A 17238-nucleotide genomic window follows, 5' to 3' on the forward strand; every position below is an offset into this window, starting at 1 on the left:
TCCGGTTTGGCTGCAAAGGGTTCGGGAGGGCAGAGCCCTTCCTTTGATGCAGCTTCCTGAAAAACTAAACTGTTTTGTCAACTTACCATTTTTTGCTGAGCTTGAACGTGACCGTACGGGCATCGCCATAGCCGCAGACCGTCAGGCCCTGGCAGCTCGATACATATTCCTTGTCGAAGAGATTGGCGACGTTGAGCGATGCTGCCCAATTTTCCTTTTCGTAGCGGATGGCCGCATCGAAAACGGTCGCTGCCGGCACCTTCGCAGTATTGGCTTCGTCCGCCCATGACCAGCCCTGATGCCGAACGCCGGCGCCAAGGCTCAGACCTTCCAGCGTGCCCGTCGTGACCAAATAGTCAACCCAGAGCGAAGCCTTGACTTTCGGCGTGATGTAAGGGGATTTGCCGACGAGAAGCGGGTTGGCGGCATTTTCCAACACTTCCATGTCGGTATAGTCGAGGCCGGCAGTGACCTTCCAGTTGTCGTTGACGTTGACTTTGCTTTCGAGCTCGAAGCCGCGTGAACGTACCTTGCCGAGCTGGCTCTGTTCGAAGGTGATCGGATTGGTCACGGCGTTGTTGCGCTTGTCGATCTGGAACACCGAGGCCGTGATCACGCCATCGAAGAAAGTCGGCTCATACTTGACACCGCCTTCGATCTGATAGCCTTCCTCAGGCTTAAGCGGGCCGGAAATGCCAGTGCCGATCAACGGGTTGAAGAAGCTTGCGACACTGACATAGGGGGTCAGGCCATTGTCGAATTCGTAAGCAAGACCGGCGCGGCCGCTGGCTGCGCCGTCATCGAAACTGTAGCTCGTGCCGATCACGGCATCGGAGTCGATGTCGACATGGTCATAGCGGCCATTCAATGTCAGCAGCCAGCCGTCGCCGAAATGAATCTGGTCCTGAGCATAGACGCCAATCTGCTTCATGGTCACGATGCCATCGGCGTAAATGAAGTTGGCGCCCTGCGGCGTGCCGTAGACCGGGTCTGTCGCGCTGATCGGATTGGAACCGCAGCAGGCCTGCCAATTGTCCAGACGGTAGTACTTATAATCGATGCCGGCGAGCAGATTATGCGTCGTGCCACCCAATTCGGCCTCGCCCTCTATGCGGTTGTCGATACCGACGGAATCGACGCCGGAGCGGCCTTCGAAGCCGATGCGCGCAAGGTCGTAATCCGGCGCTGTCGGAACACCGCCGACATAGCCGTTGAGGTACGGACCCTGTTCATGCTTGTCGAGGCGGCCATAACGGAAGTTAGAGGTGAATTTGACTCCGTTGTCGAATTCGTGCTCGAATTCGTAGCCCACCATTTTCTGGACATAGCTTCCGTCGTCGATATCAGGTTCGCCGTAGAAGGCGTCGCGCGCGATCTTGCCGAAGGGCGCGTCCACGACCGTGCCCACATAGGGGAAAAAGCCGTTGCCGGTATGGACCTGATCGAGGCCTGCGAGATAACCCCAGACAGTGAAACTCGTCGCATCATCTGGGGCGATTTTCAGCTGCGGCATGATGAAGCCGCGGAAATCATGAGAGAAATCCGAGTAGTTGTCGCCGCCGGAGACCTTGCCGGTGATGCGGTAGGTCATTGTATCGCTGGAGCCAACCTTGTCGGATATGTCGAAACCGGTAAAGGCGTTGCCGTTACTGTTGATACCGATATCGGTGTAATAAAGCGGTTCGTCGAGCGGGCGCTTGCGCACGAGATTGATGATGCCGCCCGGATTGGCGCCGCCATAGAGCACGGAGGCGGGGCCCTTCAGAACCTCGACGCGCTCCAGCATGAACGGATCGATCTGGAAGCCACCGAAGCCGTAGCTGAAGAGGTTCAGGTTATCGAAGAAGACACCTGTCTGTGTGGCGTTGAAGCCGCGGATGTAGAACCAGTCGGTATCGGGATCGTTGCCGAAGGGTTGGGTCGTGACGCCGGGCGTATAAAGCAGCGCCTCGTCAGTCTTGTTGGTGATGCCGCGATCGTCCATTTCCTTCCTGCCGATAACGGAAACCGACTGCGGGATCTCATTCAGCGGTGTATCGCTTTTGGAGCCGGCGGAGGAGTTCCTCGCGACATAACCGTTGACCGGGCCGGTGGCGCTATCATCGCCGCCCTTGATGACGATCGGCGCCAACTGCGTCGGATCGGCATCCTGTGCGAGGGTGGAGGACGCGGCCATGATGCCGGCGACAGCCGTTCCTGTCAGTAGATATGCCCTTAAGATTAGCCCTTTGCTCTGCGCTCGCATAGATTACCCCACTCGTGCCGCGGCTTCTTCTGCCACGGTATGGCCTGAATAAGTCGAGTATTTAACTCAGATTTAATCGGGCGGATTGTCGCGATCGGGTAGAAATTGAACGTTCTTGGGCAATTTTCCGCGCGGCACGCAGATGCCCAGGACGTCGCAGTTATGCAATCTGTGCCCTTTTCCAGTTCGCCGGCGTCGTTCCCAGATTCTTGCGGAAGACGCGGGTGAAGTGGGCCTGATCGGCAAAGCCGGTTTCCACGGCGATGGTCGTCAGGGGATATTCGCTCTCGACCAGCATCTGTTTTGCGCGCTCAAGGCGGACATTGGTCTGATATTGATGCGGCGCTACCCCGGTCGAGGCCTTGAACGCGTGGCTGAAATGCGATTGCGACAGGCCGGTGACCGCCGCTAATTCCTCAAGGCGGATATTGCGCAGGCAATTCTCCTCGATGAATTCCGTGGAACGGCGCAATTGCCAGGCGGCGAGCTTGCTGCGCTTGCGCGGCTGCACCTTGGTGAGCTTCAGCACATCGATGATGAGGGCGAGCGACAGACCGTCGCCATAGAGATCATGGAGCGGCTGCGGATTGGAGCATTCGGCCGCGATCAATTGCGCCAACGATAGCAACCGCTCGTCGGAGAACAAAAGCTGCGCATTGGCGACGCGCCGCGGATCGAGATCGTCTCCGAGCCGGCGGCTGATGGTTTCGACATCAAAGTGGATGTCGAGATGGCGCACGGAATGCACGTCCACCAGCTCCGCCCACATTTCCATATCTGCTGGAATGTAAGAGATCGGCCGCTTTTCGGTATCCTGTACTGTGCTATCGGCGCGCGGCGAGAGCTTCACCCGCGAATCGCCCGGCCCGCGCTTTTCGAGGAGGATGAAAAGCCGCGGGTCGCGCGATACGTAGTAGCCACCGCAATGGGTAGCGCAATCCACATCCCAGACATCGGCCACGATGCCGTCCCACACCCGGCGATTGACGCCCTTGGTGACGGAAAAGCCGTGAATCTTGTTCTGCATGCGCGGTTGAAACGTCATTCCCACTTCCGCCTCCGGCCGGATAACCGGAACAAACCTTCGTAATAAACTCAAGTTTAGTATAGGAGGCGGAGCGGTATGACAACCACCAGATTCGGTATAGGAAAATGCCGATATCAGATGACGGAGAAGGTAAGCCCTGCGCTGTCACCGAAACGGATATCGATCTCGCCGGGTCCGGTGAGTTCGACGGCGCCGCTAAGGGTACCCGTGGTGATCAGGGCACCCGATTTCAGCGAGCTCTCCGGCCGCAGCGGGTCGTTGGCATAGTCGACCAGCCAGAGCAGCACGTCGCCCTTCGGATGCTTGGCAAGCCCATCATAGATCGTTTTGCCGGCATGGGTGACCTTCAGCGGCGTGCTCGCGGCGGTATCGATGAAGCTCTTGGCAATGGACGGCCCGAGTACATAACCGCTATTGCCGAGGCGGTCTGCTAGGAAGAGGAGGAAGGAGACGGCGCCACTTTCCTTGATGGCGCTGACGAGCAGCTCGGCGCCGAGATAGACAGTGGAGATCGCATCGAAAACGTCACCGCGGCTGTAAGGCGCGCCCTTACGATAGGGCAGATCCTTGCCCAAGCGAACCGCAATCTCGGTTTCGAACTTCAGACCGGGATACCAGGAGATGGTCGCGCCGGAGACGGCTTCGGCATAGGGATGGAGGGGTCCCGTGACCGGCTGGCCTTCGGGTGAAGCCGTCACCTTCCAGGCATTGCTCGCCACACCTTCCTCGGCCTTGAGGAAGTTCTGCGCTTCCATAGCCTGATGAAAATCGTTCGGCAGCGGAAAGGCGCTCGTCGGCTCCTGCTTGCCGGCCAGGCGCAGGTTGTGAAGCTTGGCGGCCAGCGCCCGCGGGTCGAATGATTCGGTCATGCAGTCTCCTCCATCAAAATCGAGATGGCGTCACAGTAACGGCGCAACCGGCACGAACAAGGGCAGACTTGGAAAGACTGTTATTCCATAGCGGTGTACCAGCGCTCCCGGTAATCGGAAAGGCCCGGGATTGCCGAGGGAGCAAAGTGCTTTTCCGCGCCGGAAACGGGTTTGACGCCGGTGAGAAGAGCTGCACCCTGACTTGTGCCGGTGGAGCCTGGCAGCGCCATCGTGTCGCGGCCGGTCAGCGCAGCGAGCAGGGAGAGATAGGTCTCGTTCAATGCGAACGGACCCTCGACGATTACAGGGCCTTTCGCCCCGATGAGCCCGAGACAAGCCTCAGTCATCAACGCCAGATAGAGACAGGCGACAGCATATCGTTCCTCGCGGCTGCCACCTTCCGCGCCGACCCAGCGGCTGGCCTTGCCTGGAAAGGGTCCAGAACCCGACGCCACGTTCGGCAGAAGCATGATGTTTTTGCCCACGACATCGCCGATGGCGGCACCTGCTGCGGCATCGCTGACCTGACCGATTTCAGCCGAAAGAATTTCGAACTCGCGGCCGCCCATGAAACGGGAGGACGGCACGGCGCGGCCATAGGCATCGATATTGGCAAGCGCATCGCGTTTCGCGTCGAGATGGTCGAGATCGCCACCGACACCGAAATTGATGACCCATGTGCCGGTCGAGACAACGGCAAAGGGGGCGTCGCGGCCAACGAGATGCGGCAAGAGCGAGGCATTGGAATCATGAATGCCGCAATAGACCGGCACCGAAAGGCCGATTTCTGCGGCAATGTCAGGCAGGAGCGGACCAAGCGCATCGAATGCCGACCGGAGCGGCGCCATCCGGTCACGAATGGCGAGCGCGTCGACCAGTGAGGAATAGGCACCGGTTTTCGGGTTCCAGAGATCGGTGTGACAGCCGAGCGAGGTCGCCTCGTTTGCAGCAACGCCTGTCAGCCGAGCCGACCAATATTGCGCATAGGTGAGGATAGTCGTGGCCTTGGCGAATTCCTCGGGGAACGCAGTCTTCTGATAATGAAGTTGTGCTCCGACATTCAGCCCCATCGTCAGGCGCGGCGAGAAAGTCTCGGCAAAGGGCGGCCGGAGCGCATCATAGGCGTCACGGATATCCTGCGGATATTCGTGCTCATAGTCGATGACAGGCATTGCCAGCCCGCCGTCAGCATCGAGCAGGGCGGCAGCTGCGCCATGCGTCGTGATCGAGATCGCGTCGAAGCCTGGCGCGCCGGCAAAGGCTTTCAACGAGGCAAGCGCGAAGCTCCAGAGCGCTTCGATATCATAGTGCGGATAGAGGCCGTCCCGAACGACGGTGTTCGGCTGCTTGCGAACGACGATTTCGGCACCCGTTGCGCTGTCAAGCACGACGACCTTGGCGTTTGTCTTGCCGATATCGAGAACGGCGATGCGATGGTATTCGCTCATGGCATGTGAAAGACGGTTACGAGGTCGCTCTGGATAGGCGAGTTATCCGGATTGGTTTCCATGATATCGGCCATATGCGCCCACCACTTCTTCATGACGGGATGCTCGGGCAGGCTGGCCATCGTGTGGTCCGTCGGCCGGGTCAACACGCCAAAAAGCGTGTTGGTCTCACGGTCGAGATGAATGGAATAATCGCTGGCACCTGATTTGTGCAGGAGATCCACCAGTTCCGGCCAAATCTCGTCATGGCGCTTGCGATATTCGGCCTCCATGCCGAGATTGAGCTTCATCTTGAAGGCGTGTTTTTCCAGGGTCATTTGGCGCTCATGGCTTTGACGCGGCGGGCGATGATCGGGATGGCGATGGTGATGATCAGCAATAGACCGATGAAAATCGACATGACGATGCCAGGCACGTTCAAAAGGCCGAGACCGAAGGTGACCAGACCCATGACGAAGGCCGCGATGACGACGCCGCCGATGGTGCCGGAGCCGCCGAGGATCGAGATGCCGCCGAGCACGACCATGGTGACGACTTCGAGTTCCCAGCCTTGCGCGATCGACGGGCGGGTGGAGCCGAGGCGCGAAGTCAGGCAGACAGCGGCAATACCGCTCATCACACCGGTCAGCAGGAAGAGGATGAATTTCACGCGCTCGACCGGAATACCGGAGAAGCGGGCGGCGAAATCATTGTTGCCGATCGTGTAGACCTGCCGGCCGAAATTCGTCGCATGCAGCAGGATCGCAAAGAGGATCGCCAGCACAATGAACAGCACGAATTCGAAAGAGAAGACCCAGACAACATATCCCTGGCCAAAATAGGCAAAGTCGGCCGGATATTTGCCATAGGCCTGGTCACCGAGCACGATATAGGAAATGCCGCGGAAGAGGCTCATCGTACCGATGGTGACAACGATCGAGGGGAGTTTGAGCGCCGAGACGAGGAAGCCGTTGAAGATGCCGCAGAGCAGGCCGGTGCCGATGCCGATCAGTACGAGACCCGGCGTGCCGATCCCCACTTGTGCGGCAGCCCCCATCGCCGTCGAGGCAAGAGCGATGATGGCAGCGACCGACAGATCTATCTCACCGGCGATGACGAGCAGCGCCATGGCGAAGGCGATCATCGCCTTTTCGGTGAAGTTGAAGGTCGCGTCCGAGAGGTTCCAGGCGTCGAGGAAGTAGGGCGAGGCCACGGAATTGAAGATGAAGATCAGGACGGCTACGCCGAAGAGCAGCACTTCCCAGCTCGACATGATGCGCTTGAAGGGCGTACCGAGGCGATCGGGAATGACGCGCTTATCGGGGCTGGAGGAAACGATGCTCATGCTGCGACCTCCGCTGCTGCGCGATCACGCAGGATGATGCGGCCGCGATTGCGCTCGCGCCTCGCATTGAAGACGACGGCGAGGATGATGACGGTTCCCGAAATCGCCATCTGGGTGAAGGGCGAAATGCCGATGACGGGCAGGGCGTTCTTGATGACGCCGAGGAAGAGTGCGCCGAGCACTGTGCCAGCGACTGAGCCCACGCCGCCGGCAATCGAGATGCCGCCGATCACGCAGGCCGCAACGCTATCCAGCTCGAAGCCGTTGGCAATATCGACATAGGCGACTGCATAGCGGGAGACCCAGAGATAGCTCGAAAGGCCAGCAAGCGCGCCGGAGAGCACGAAGGCCAGGAATTTCGTCCGGCCCGTATCGATGCCGGCATAGACGGCGGCCGTCGGGTTGCCGCCCGTCGCATAGGCGGAGCGGCCGAACTGGCTGTAGCGCAGCAGCATATACATCAGCGCGACGATGATGATCGCAACCCAGCTCAGCACCGGCAGGCCGAGGATCGGCGTGCGCGGAACGGAGAGGAAGATCGGTGTCATCTGATGCGCGTTCACCCAGGCGCCGCCCGAAAGCACGAAGGCCATGCCGCGATAGATGGTGAGCGTGCCGAGGGTAACGACGATTGGCGGGATTTCGAGGCGCCAGACGAGAAAGCCGTTGATCGTGCCAAGTTTCGCGCCGATCACGATCGCCGCAAGAATGAGCACGATCAGCGGCAGGCCGGGATAAGCAGCGTTCATCATCGCGATTGCCATGCCGGTGAAGGCAAGATTGGCGGCAACGGAGAGGTCGATCGATTTCGTCAGGATGACCGTCATCTGGGCAAGCGCCAGGATGATAAGAATCGCGGTATCATTGAAGATGCCGGCAAGATTGTCCGGCGTGGCGAAATCGGCAGCACGCGTCGAGAAGACGGCGACCATCACCACGATGATGGCAAAGAGCAGGGTTTCGCGTTTTCTGATCAGTCTCATCATGCCCGTCACCTCATGCATTTCCGGTCGCCGCGCGCACCAGCGCTTCCGGCGAAAGCTGATCGCGTTCGAAGAGCCCGGCCGCCAGTCCTTCCTTCATGACCAGTACCCGGTCCGACATGCCGATGATTTCAGGCAGTTCGGAGGAGATCATGATGATGGAAAGGCCTTCAGCCGCGAGCTCGCTGATGAAGCCGTGAACGGCAGCCTTCGAGCCGATGTCGATGCCCTTGGTCGGTTCATCGAGGATGATCACCTTCGGCTTGGTGGCAAGCCACTTGCCGATGACGACCTTCTGCTGATTGCCGCCGGATAGTGTGCCGACCGGCACGGACAGGGCAGCGGCACGCAGATCGAGCCGCTCGGCGTATTTGCGGGCGAGCGCGAATTCCTCTGCCGCCTGCAGGAAACCCTTGCGCGACGTGCGCGCCAGCGATGGCAGCGTCATGTTCTGGTAGATCGGCATCGGCAGCGCCAGACCGTGGCGGCCTCGCTCTTCCGGCACGTAGACGATGCCGGCGCGGATAGCATCATGCGGAGAGTTGATCGAGATTTCCCGGCCTTCGAGGACAAGCTTGCCGGAAAGCGGCTTCGTGATGCCGAAGAGCGATTGCGCGAGCTCCGAACGTCCGGCGCCGATCAGGCCGTAGATGCCGAGGATCTCGCCCTTGCGCAGTGTCAGCGAGATATCACGGAATTCGGTGCGGTGGCTATATCTGTCGACCTCGAGGACCGGTCCGCCGATCGCCACGTCGATTTTCGGGAAGGCGTTTTCGACGTCGCGGCCGACCATCATGCGGACGATTTCGTCCTGCGGCGTTTCCTTGAGCTTCCCGTGACCGACGTCGCGACCGTCGCGGAAGACGACGTAATTGTCGGCGATCTCGTAGAGCTCGTCGAATTTATGGCTGATGAAGAGGATAGCCTTGCCGCTCGCCTTGAGACCCTCGACGATGCGGAAGAGATCCTCGATCTCCTTGCGCGACAAGGCCGCCGTCGGTTCGTCCATGATGACGATGCGGGCCTCGATCGACAGCGCTCGGGCAATCGCCACGAGATGGCGCTGCGCAATCGAGAGATCCTTCAGGCGGATGGTTGGATCGATATTGCTTTCAAGCGAGGTCAGCAGCGCTCTGGAGCGATTGTTCATCTCGCTCCAGTCGATCGTGCGCCAGCGGGTGCGCGGCGCGTGACCGAGGAAGATGTTTTCGGCGACCGAGAGCTCGTCGAAGAGCACGGTTTCCTGATGGATGGCGGTCACGCCTGCGTCGATCGCTGCCTGCGCCGTCGCAAAATGCACCGGTTTGCCGTCGACGATGATCTCGCCCTCGTTCGGGCGATAAATGCCGGTGAGGATCTTGACGAGCGTGGACTTGCCGGCGCCGTTTTCGCCGATCAGGGCCGTCACCTTGCCGGGATAGAGCGCGATGCTGACATTATCGAGCGCTTTCACGCCCGGAAAGATCTGCGAGATGCCGCGCATTTCCAGAATGGCGGTTGCGTCATCGGCTTTTGTGTCCGCGACGGGATGTTGAAGGGCAGGGGTCATCAGCAAGCTTACCACCATCGAAAGAGAAGCCCGGCGGCAAGGCCGCCGGGTGTCCATTCATGATCTCTGAAATCAGAAGACCTTGGAGAACTGGTCGATGTTCGAGGCATTGTAGACGAAGGGATCGGCCATAGCGGCTTCGCCGTTGTCGCCAACCTTGATCTTGCCCATGCGACCGGCTTCGATTTCGCTGCCTGGCTTGCCGTCAGTGTCACCCTTTACGAGGTGATAGGCAATCTGGGTTGCGGAATAGCCGAGGTCGATCGGGTTCCAGATGGCGAATTCCTTCGTGGCACCGGACTTGATTGCGCCAGCCATTTCGGACGGCAGGCCGAGACCGGTGACGTAGACCTTGCCAACCAGGCCCTTGTCTTCCACGACCTTGGAAGCAGCCAGAACGCCGACCGTCGTCGGAGCGACGATGACCTTGACGTTCGGGTTGGACTTCAGAAGGCCTTCAGCTTCACGGTAAGACTTGTCCGAAAGGTCGTCGCCATAGACTGTCGTGACGAGGTTGAGGCCAGGGAAATCCTTGAGCTGTTTCTTCATCTGGTCGATCCAGATGTTCTGGTTCGTCGAGGTCGTCGTGGCCGACAGGATGGCAAAGTCACCCTTGCCGCCATCAAGGTGATTCTTGACGAGCGTCAGGCACATCTTGCCGATCAGCTCGTTGGAAGACGGGTTGAGCTGCAGAATGCGGCCTTCCGGAGCAACGCCGGAATCCCAGGAGATAACCTTGATGCCGCGCTGGGTTGCCTTCTTCAGAGCCGGAACGACGGCATCCGGGTCGTTTGCCGAAATCGCGATGGCATCGACACCCTGAGCGATCAGCGAGTTGACGACTTCGATCTGGCCTTCGGCCGTCGTGGTCGTCGGGCCTGTGTAAATGACTTCTACGCCGCCAAGTTCCTTGGCCGCTTCCTGAGCGCCCTTGTTGGCGGCGTCGAAGAAGCCGTTGCCGAGTGACTTCACGACGAGGCCGATCTTGATGTCTTTGGCGCTGGCGTTGCCGGCCATCATGGCGACGGCAAGCGCTACGCCGAGCGCAAGTGTCTTTGCAAGTTTCATGTCATGTCCTCCCACTAAGATTAGACTTCCACACCTCGGCGGTGCCTCATGCGACCGACGAGGAATCCTCCTTCATTGCCTGGGCCACCGGGCTTGCGACGACGAGCCGGACGCCGGCATTCTCGATCATGCGAGCTGCCTCTTCCGGGATGCCGTCATCGGTGATGACCACAGAAACACGGTCGAGCGCGCATAGAATGAGGCTCGACCGACGATTGAATTTGCTTGAATCGACCATGACGACCAATTCGTCGGCCTGATGCATGAGCTTCTGCTCGCTCTGGATGATCAGAGCGTCTGCCTCCATGATGCCGAGGGGGCCAACGCCCTGCGCGCCGATGAACATGCGCCGCGCATAGAAATTGCGGATCGCATCATTGTCGAAGGGCGACAGGATCAGGCTCTGTTCGCGGTAGATCGCACCGCCCGGCACCGTCACCGTGTTCTTGGAATGCTTCACGAGATGTTCGGCGATCGCGAAGGAATTGGTCATGACCTGCATGCGATGGCCGGCCATGTAATGGACCATCTGAAAGGTCGTGGTGCCGCCATTGATGATGATGGCGTCGCCGGCTTCACAGAGATCGACCGCTGCCCGCGCAATTGAGCGTTTTTTATCGATATTGACTGATTCTGAAACCCTGAAGGGGCGTCCTGCAAGATTGCCAAGCTGCGGCGGGTGAACCGCTTCCGCACCACCACGAACGCGGCGGATCTTGCCCTGCACGTGAAGAGCCGCAATGTCGCGCCTGATCGTCGCTTCAGAAGCGTCCGTCAGCTCTGAAATGTCCTGAATCGTAACGACGGACTTTTCCTGAACCGCGCTTAAGATAATGCGATGGCGTTCGCGTTCGTGCATTGGGCTCCTCCTCTTGTCATATTTATTTCGTATCCATTAAAGGCTGTCAATCAGAAACGATCATAAATTTTCATATTGCGATGCAGCATAATCGATTTTGATCGTTTTCGATTGACAAGCGCCATTTCGATGCGCGATATCGTGAGCGAAAGGGCGTGATTATCGCGACGCCCCGCATGCCTATACACAGGCCTATATGGGAGGATGACATGGCGGCAAAGGTTCGACTTCTCGAGAACCGGTGGGATGATGCCTATGCGGCGGGCCTCGATGAGCCCGGCAAGCTTCTTTACCGCTCGAATCTGCTCGGCGCCGACAAGCGCATCACCAATTATGGTGGCGGCAACACGTCGGCCAAGGTCATGGAAACCGATCCGCTCGATGGCAGCACCGTCAAGGTGCTTTGGGTCAAGGGTTCAGGCGGCGACGTTGGAACGATCAAGCTCGATGGTTTCGCGACGCTTTATCAGGACAAGCTGGAATCGCTGAAAGGCATCTACAAAGGCGTCGAGGACGAGGACCGGATGGTCGGCTTCCTGCCGCATTGCACCTTCAACCTGAACGCCCGCGCCGCGTCGATCGATACGCCGCTGCACGGCTTCGTTCCTTTTACGCATGTCGACCACATGCATCCGGATGCGATCATCGCAATCGCGGCTTCCAAGAATTCCAGGGAATTGACGAAGCAGGTCTTCGGTGACGCGATCGGCTGGCTGCCCTGGCGCCGTCCGGGCTTCCAGCTCGGCCTCGATCTCGAAGCCTTCGTCAAGGCGAACCCTGACGCAAAGGGCGTCGTGCTCGAAAGCCACGGCCTCTTCACCTGGGCAAACGATGCCAAGGCCTGCTACGAGCTGACGCTCGATATCATCAACAAGGCGATCGAATGGTTCGCCGGCCAAACCGAGGGTAAGACAATCTTCGGCGGCGCCGCCGTGGAAAGCCTACCGGTTGCCGAACGCCGTGCCATTGCGGCGCGCCTGATGCCGGAAATCCGCGGCCGCATCGGCAAGCAGGAGCGCAAGCTTGGTCATTTCGATGATCAGGATGCCGTTCTGGAATTCGTCAATTCGAAGAGCCTGCGCCCGCTCGGCGCACTCGGGACCAGCTGCCCCGACCATTTCCTGCGCACCAAGATCCGCCCGCTGATCGTCGATTTCGATCCGGCCAAGCCCGATGTCGATGCGATCATCGCCGGCCTCGACAAGGCGCTCGAAGATTACCGTGTCGACTACGCCCGCTATTACAACGCCTGCAAACACGACAACTCACCGGCCATGCGTGACGCCAATCCGGTCATTTTCCTGGTGCCGGGTGTGGGTATGCTGTCTTTTGCCCGCGACAAGGCAACGGCCCGCATTGCCAGCGAATTCTACGTCAACGCCATCAACGTAATGCGTGGCTCGTCCACCGTATCGGAATATCAGGGCCTGCCGGAGCAGGAAGCTTTCGATATCGAATACTGGCTGCTCGAAGAAGCCAAGCTGCAGCGTATGCCGAAGCCGAAGAGCCTTGCCGGCAAGGTCGCCTTCGTCACCGGCGGCGCCGGCGGCATCGGCCGCGCGACGGCAGCACGCCTCGTCGCCGAAGGCGCTTGCGTCGTGCTTGCCGATATCGATCAGGCAGCACTTGAAACGACCGAAGCTGAATTCGTGAAAAAGTACGGTGCCGATGCGGTGCGTACTTTGAAGCTCGACGTTACCAAGGAAGATGGCGTTATCGCCTCCTTCGCCGAATCCTGCGTCGAATTCGGTGGTATCGATATCCTCATCTCGAATGCCGGCATCGCGTCCTCGGCACCGATAGAAACGACGGAGCTGTCGACCTGGAACCGCAACATCGACATCCTCGCGACCGGCTACTTCCTTGTGTCGCGCGAAGCCTTCCGGCTGTTCCGCCGTCAGGCGCTCGGCGGCAACGTCGTCTTTATTGCGTCGAAGAACGGTCTTGCGGCGTCGCCAAATGCGGCCGCCTATTGCACGGCGAAGGCTGCGGAAATCCATCTTGCCCGTTGCCTGGCGCTGGAAGGCGCAGAAGCCGGCATCCGCGTCAATACTGTCAACCCGGACGCCGTGCTGCGCGGCTCGAAGATATGGAGCGGCGAATGGCGCGAACAGCGTGCGGCTTCTTCCAAGATCGAGGTCGACGAACTCGAGGAACATTACCGCAAGCGTTCCATGCTGAAGCTCAACGTCTTTCCGGAAGACATTGCCGAGGCCGTCTACTTCCTGGCCTCTGATCTGTCGGCCAAGTCGACCGGCAACATCATCAACGTCGACGCCGGCAACGTTCAGAGCTTCACACGCTGATGGCGAGCGGCGGGCCGCGCCCGCCGCAATAGAATTTCTGGGAGGAACAGATGACAGAATCTAGGATTGCGCCGGATCTGGTCGCAGCGGAAAACGACAAGCGTGCTACAGCGCTGAAGGCCGACTATGAGGCACTGGGTGCAACGCTTGCCCGCCGCGACGTCGATATCGAGGCGATCACCCGCAAAGTGGCGGAGTTCACCGTTGCAGTGCCCTCCTGGGGCGTCGGCACCGGCGGTACGCGCTTTGCCCGCTTCCCCGGTACCGGCGAGCCGCGCGGCATTTTCGACAAGCTCGACGATTGCGCCGTCATAAACCAGCTGACACAAGCCACACCAACCGTGTCATTGCATATTCCTTGGGACAAGACGGATGTGAAGGAGCTGAAGGCAAAGGGCGATGCGCTGGGTCTCGGTTTTGATGCGATGAATTCCAACACGTTCTCGGATGCTCCGGGCCAGAAGCTGACCTATAAATATGGTTCGCTCAGCCACACGGACGCGGCGACCCGCCAGCAGGCGGTCGAGCACAATCTGGAATGTATCGAGATTGGCAAGGCGCTCGGCTCCAAGGCACTCACCGTCTGGATCGGCGACGGCTCGAACTTCCCCGGCCAGAGCAATTTTACCAAAGCCTTCGAACGTTATCTTGCCTCGATGGCTGATATCTACAAGGCGTTGCCGGATGACTGGCGACTCTTCTCCGAGCACAAGATGTATGAGCCAGCCTTCTATTCAACGGTCGTGCAGGATTGGGGCACCAACTATCTGATCGCCCAGACGCTCGGTCCCAAGGCCTATTGCCTCGTCGACCTCGGCCATCATGCACCGAATACAAATATCGAGATGATCGTTGCTCGCCTCATTCAGTTCGGCAAGCTCGGCGGCTTCCACTTCAATGACTCGAAATATGGCGATGATGACCTCGACGCCGGCGCGATCGACCCCTATCGCCTGTTCCTGGTCTTCAACGAACTCGTCGATGCCGAAGCGCGCGGCGTCAACGATTTCCATCCTGCCCATATGATCGATCAGTCGCATAATGTGACGGATCCGATCGAAAGCCTTATTAACAGCGCCAATGAAATCCGCCGCGCCTATGCGCAGGCCCTGATCGTCGACCGCAAGGCGCTCGAAGGCTACCAACAGGATAATGATGCACTGATGGCAACCGAAACGCTGAAGCGCGCTTACCGCGCCGATGTCGAGCCGATCCTGGCCGAAGCCCGTCGGCGTGCCGGCGGCGCAATCGATCCGGTCGCGACCTACCGCGCCAGCGGCTACCGCAAAAAGGTAGCCGCTGAGCGTCCCGCTTCCATCTCTGGCGGCGGTGGCATCATCTAAGGATAGGGAAGCCGTTGATCACGGCTTCCACTGACCAGCAATCTGCCGGGTGGCGACGTTCAGCCGGTTCCAGACGTTGATATTGGCGATTGCGATGACGAGGGCGGCGAGGCTTTTGCCATCGTAGTGGCGCGTGCATTCCTCCCAGATCTCATCCGGTACCGGATCGGCGCGATCGCTGAGGCGGGTGACGGCCTCGGTGAGGGCTAGTGCGGCGCGTTCGGCATCGCTGTAATAAGGGGCTTCGCGCCAGCCTGCCACAGCAAATAGCCGCTCATCCGTCTCGCCGTACTTGCGGGCGATGCGCCAGTGGCCATCGATGCAGACGCTGCAGCCGTTGATCTGGCTGGCGCGCAGATAGATGATTTCCAGAAAACCCGGTGCAAGCCCGACCGTGGCCGGCAATTTGCCGAGGGCGGTCAGCAGCTGCATGGCTTCCGGGATGACGAGGGCTGGATTTCCCATTCTTTCTTGCATGTTCGATCTCCTGATAACCTGTTCCGTTTGACGCAGGGCCGGCGGGGTCACCGGCTCTCGCTCGTCATAGGTTTGACGGGTCAAGACGAGGCAATGTGACGGAGATGGGAGAAAAAGATGAGAAGCAGAACGACCTTAACTGCTCCGTTAGGAATGGCAGACATGACAGCCGCCGTCAATGGAAGGAGCTGCGGCCCAGTTCGAGGCCGCAAGCGGCTTTGGATATTGTCGTGTCTTAGAGCCGGAAGAGGCCGGGAAGCGGTTGACCCGCAAACCTGCGCTGTCCGTCAGGCGTGGACCTTATAGCGCAGTGCGACGGCGCCATTGCCTATCGCCTCCGCTGATATCAATGAGAGTTGTGTCTTGCCTGCCAGCCCCCCGTCAAATGTGACGACCGGCTGACCACCACTTCCATCCAGGGTCGGAGCGACGAGAAGATAGAACTCGTCGATCAGCCCAGCGGCAAAGAAGGCACCGTTGATCGCGGCTCCGCCTTCCAGAAGCAGCTTGCGGATGCCGAGTTCACTTTCCAGCACATCCAGTGCTGCGGGCAGATCAATCTCGGCGGAAGGCGAGACGATGTAGGAGATTCCGTCGGCTGCGAGTTCCGCCAGGTGCGAGTCCGGCACTGCGCTGCCGAGGATGACGACTATATGGTCGCCATCGATATCCGGCCGCGTGAAATGCAGCTTGCCCGAGGTATCAAGCGCGATCGCGTAGTTGTTTGCCCTTCGATCGGCAAAATGGTTTGGCCGATCCACCGGGCCTACCGATTTCGGCGGATGCGCTTCTCCCTTTGCCATTTCGGCCATGGTCACGCGACCGACGATCCAGGCATCGCCCCGGAGGTCTTCGTGCGCCTTCTGGTAAAGAGCCGTCCATTCCTTGCGGCCGCCATCGGGGCTGTCCGTCCATTTGCTTGGGTGCAGGCCGCCGTCGAGGGATGACATCATCAGACAGACGATTTCCGGTTTCATGGCAATTCCTTTCCGGCTGGTGAGGCAGGCAAGTCAGAACTTGATCGAGAGATGGCCATTGTCAGCAATGACAACGGTTGCATCGGCATAATGTTCGAGCTCGGGATGGCCCTGCAATGAATGTTTGTGGCCGGCGGCCGTGATGACCAGGACATCGGATCCGGCCGCGATTCCGGCCTTCACGCCGGCTTCGACGTCTTCGAAGACCAGGCATTCATGCGTAGAGAAGCCAAGCTTTTCGGCGCCGAGGATATAGCATTGCGGGTCGGGCTTGCCGATCGTCACATCTTCCGCCGTGACGATAGCCGGCGGCATCGGCAGTCCGGCCGCCTCGAGCCGGCGCTCGGCGAGGCGACGCGGTGAGGAGGTGACGATCGTCCACCGGTTCGGCGGCAGCGACGCCAGAAAATCGGCAGCACCCGGAAGTGCCACGACGCCTTCGACATCGCGGATTTCCTCTTCGGTGATTTCGGCTGCTTCCGCTTCCGCATCGACACCCGGGAGGTTCAGCCGCCTGATCGTGTCGATACCGCGTGATCCATGCATCGTGGGCAGGAATTGTTCGACATCCAGCCCATGACGCTCGGCCCAGCGTCCCCAGACGCGCTCTGCTGATGCAGTTGAGCTCAAGATCGTGCCATCCATATCGAACAGGAAGGCGGCATATTGTTTGGAACTATCAAATCGGGAGGACATCCGGAAACACCGTAGGAGGGATCTGCACGCCATCAGCCAATGAAAA

At 59.5% G+C, this 17238-nt stretch carries 15 protein-coding genes; 2 read left to right on the forward strand and 13 right to left on the reverse strand.

Going from position 1 to position 17238, the window contains the following annotated elements:
• Positions 1-82 precede the first annotated feature (82 nt).
• From FHX08_RS22425 to FHX08_RS22470, 10 genes are all read right to left on the reverse strand, one after another.
• A complete protein-coding gene (locus FHX08_RS22425) occupies positions 83-2245 on the reverse strand; it encodes a TonB-dependent siderophore receptor (protein WP_132656773.1) in 2163 nt (720 codons plus the stop codon).
• A gap of 160 nt (positions 2246-2405) precedes the next feature.
• Positions 2406-3290 (reverse strand): AraC family transcriptional regulator, encoded by an 885-nt coding sequence (locus tag FHX08_RS22430; RefSeq protein WP_132656774.1) that lies wholly within the window; start codon positions 3288-3290, stop codon positions 2406-2408.
• A gap of 116 nt (positions 3291-3406) precedes the next feature.
• Complete coding sequence (locus FHX08_RS22435) at positions 3407-4162, reverse strand: fumarylacetoacetate hydrolase family protein (RefSeq protein ID WP_132656775.1); 756 nt, start codon at positions 4160-4162, stop codon at positions 3407-3409.
• A gap of 80 nt (positions 4163-4242) precedes the next feature.
• Positions 4243-5610 carry an FGGY-family carbohydrate kinase gene (locus FHX08_RS22440; RefSeq protein WP_132656776.1) on the reverse strand — a complete coding sequence of 456 codons (1368 nt, stop codon included), beginning with the start codon at positions 5608-5610 and terminating at the stop codon, positions 4243-4245.
• The gene (gene rhaM, locus FHX08_RS22445; protein ID WP_132656777.1) at positions 5607-5927 is read right to left on the reverse strand and encodes an L-rhamnose mutarotase; all 321 of its coding nucleotides are present in this window, start codon (positions 5925-5927) and stop codon (positions 5607-5609) included. The genes FHX08_RS22440 and rhaM overlap by 4 nt, the downstream gene beginning before the upstream one ends.
• Positions 5924-6934 carry an ABC transporter permease gene (locus FHX08_RS22450; protein ID WP_132656778.1) on the reverse strand — a complete coding sequence of 337 codons (1011 nt, stop codon included), beginning with the start codon at positions 6932-6934 and terminating at the stop codon, positions 5924-5926. Before FHX08_RS22450 ends, rhaM begins: the two co-directional genes overlap by 4 nt.
• Positions 6931-7920: an ABC transporter permease gene (locus FHX08_RS22455; protein ID WP_132656779.1), complete on the reverse strand. Its 990-nt coding sequence runs from the start codon at positions 7918-7920 to the stop codon at positions 6931-6933. Before FHX08_RS22455 ends, FHX08_RS22450 begins: the two co-directional genes overlap by 4 nt.
• A gap of 10 nt (positions 7921-7930) precedes the next feature.
• The gene (locus FHX08_RS22460) at positions 7931-9466 is read right to left on the reverse strand and encodes a sugar ABC transporter ATP-binding protein (protein ID WP_184327645.1); all 1536 of its coding nucleotides are present in this window, start codon (positions 9464-9466) and stop codon (positions 7931-7933) included.
• Positions 9467-9538: 72 nt separating this feature from the next.
• Positions 9539-10534, reverse strand: coding sequence for a rhamnose ABC transporter substrate-binding protein (rhaS, locus tag FHX08_RS22465; RefSeq protein WP_132656781.1), 996 nt, complete (start codon positions 10532-10534; stop codon positions 9539-9541).
• Between the two features lie 46 nt (positions 10535-10580).
• The gene (locus tag FHX08_RS22470) at positions 10581-11393 is read right to left on the reverse strand and encodes a DeoR/GlpR family DNA-binding transcription regulator (protein ID WP_132656782.1); all 813 of its coding nucleotides are present in this window, start codon (positions 11391-11393) and stop codon (positions 10581-10583) included.
• Between the two features lie 209 nt (positions 11394-11602).
• On the opposite strand from FHX08_RS22470, the gene FHX08_RS22475 reads away from it, so the two are divergent.
• Complete coding sequence (locus FHX08_RS22475) at positions 11603-13699, forward strand: bifunctional rhamnulose-1-phosphate aldolase/short-chain dehydrogenase (RefSeq protein WP_132656783.1); 2097 nt, start codon at positions 11603-11605, stop codon at positions 13697-13699.
• A gap of 50 nt (positions 13700-13749) precedes the next feature.
• Positions 13750-15042, forward strand: coding sequence for an L-rhamnose catabolism isomerase (rhaI, locus tag FHX08_RS22480; RefSeq protein ID WP_132656784.1), 1293 nt, complete (start codon positions 13750-13752; stop codon positions 15040-15042).
• Positions 15043-15060: 18 nt separating this feature from the next.
• Here rhaI and FHX08_RS22485 read toward each other — a convergent pair whose 3' ends face one another.
• From FHX08_RS22485 to FHX08_RS22495, 3 genes are all read right to left on the reverse strand, one after another.
• Positions 15061-15519, reverse strand: coding sequence for a carboxymuconolactone decarboxylase family protein (locus FHX08_RS22485; RefSeq protein ID WP_132656785.1), 459 nt, complete (start codon positions 15517-15519; stop codon positions 15061-15063).
• Positions 15520-15806: 287 nt separating this feature from the next.
• Positions 15807-16496 (reverse strand): RibD family protein, encoded by a 690-nt coding sequence (locus FHX08_RS22490; protein WP_132656786.1) that lies wholly within the window; start codon positions 16494-16496, stop codon positions 15807-15809.
• 33 nt (positions 16497-16529) lie between these two features.
• A complete protein-coding gene (locus tag FHX08_RS22495; RefSeq protein ID WP_132656787.1) occupies positions 16530-17192 on the reverse strand; it encodes an HAD-IA family hydrolase in 663 nt (220 codons plus the stop codon).
• Positions 17193-17238: the final 46 nt, after the last annotated feature.

Origin of the sequence: Rhizobium sp. BK529 (genome assembly GCF_014194105.1) — a bacterium.
Lineage (GTDB): Bacteria > Pseudomonadota > Alphaproteobacteria > Rhizobiales > Rhizobiaceae > Rhizobium.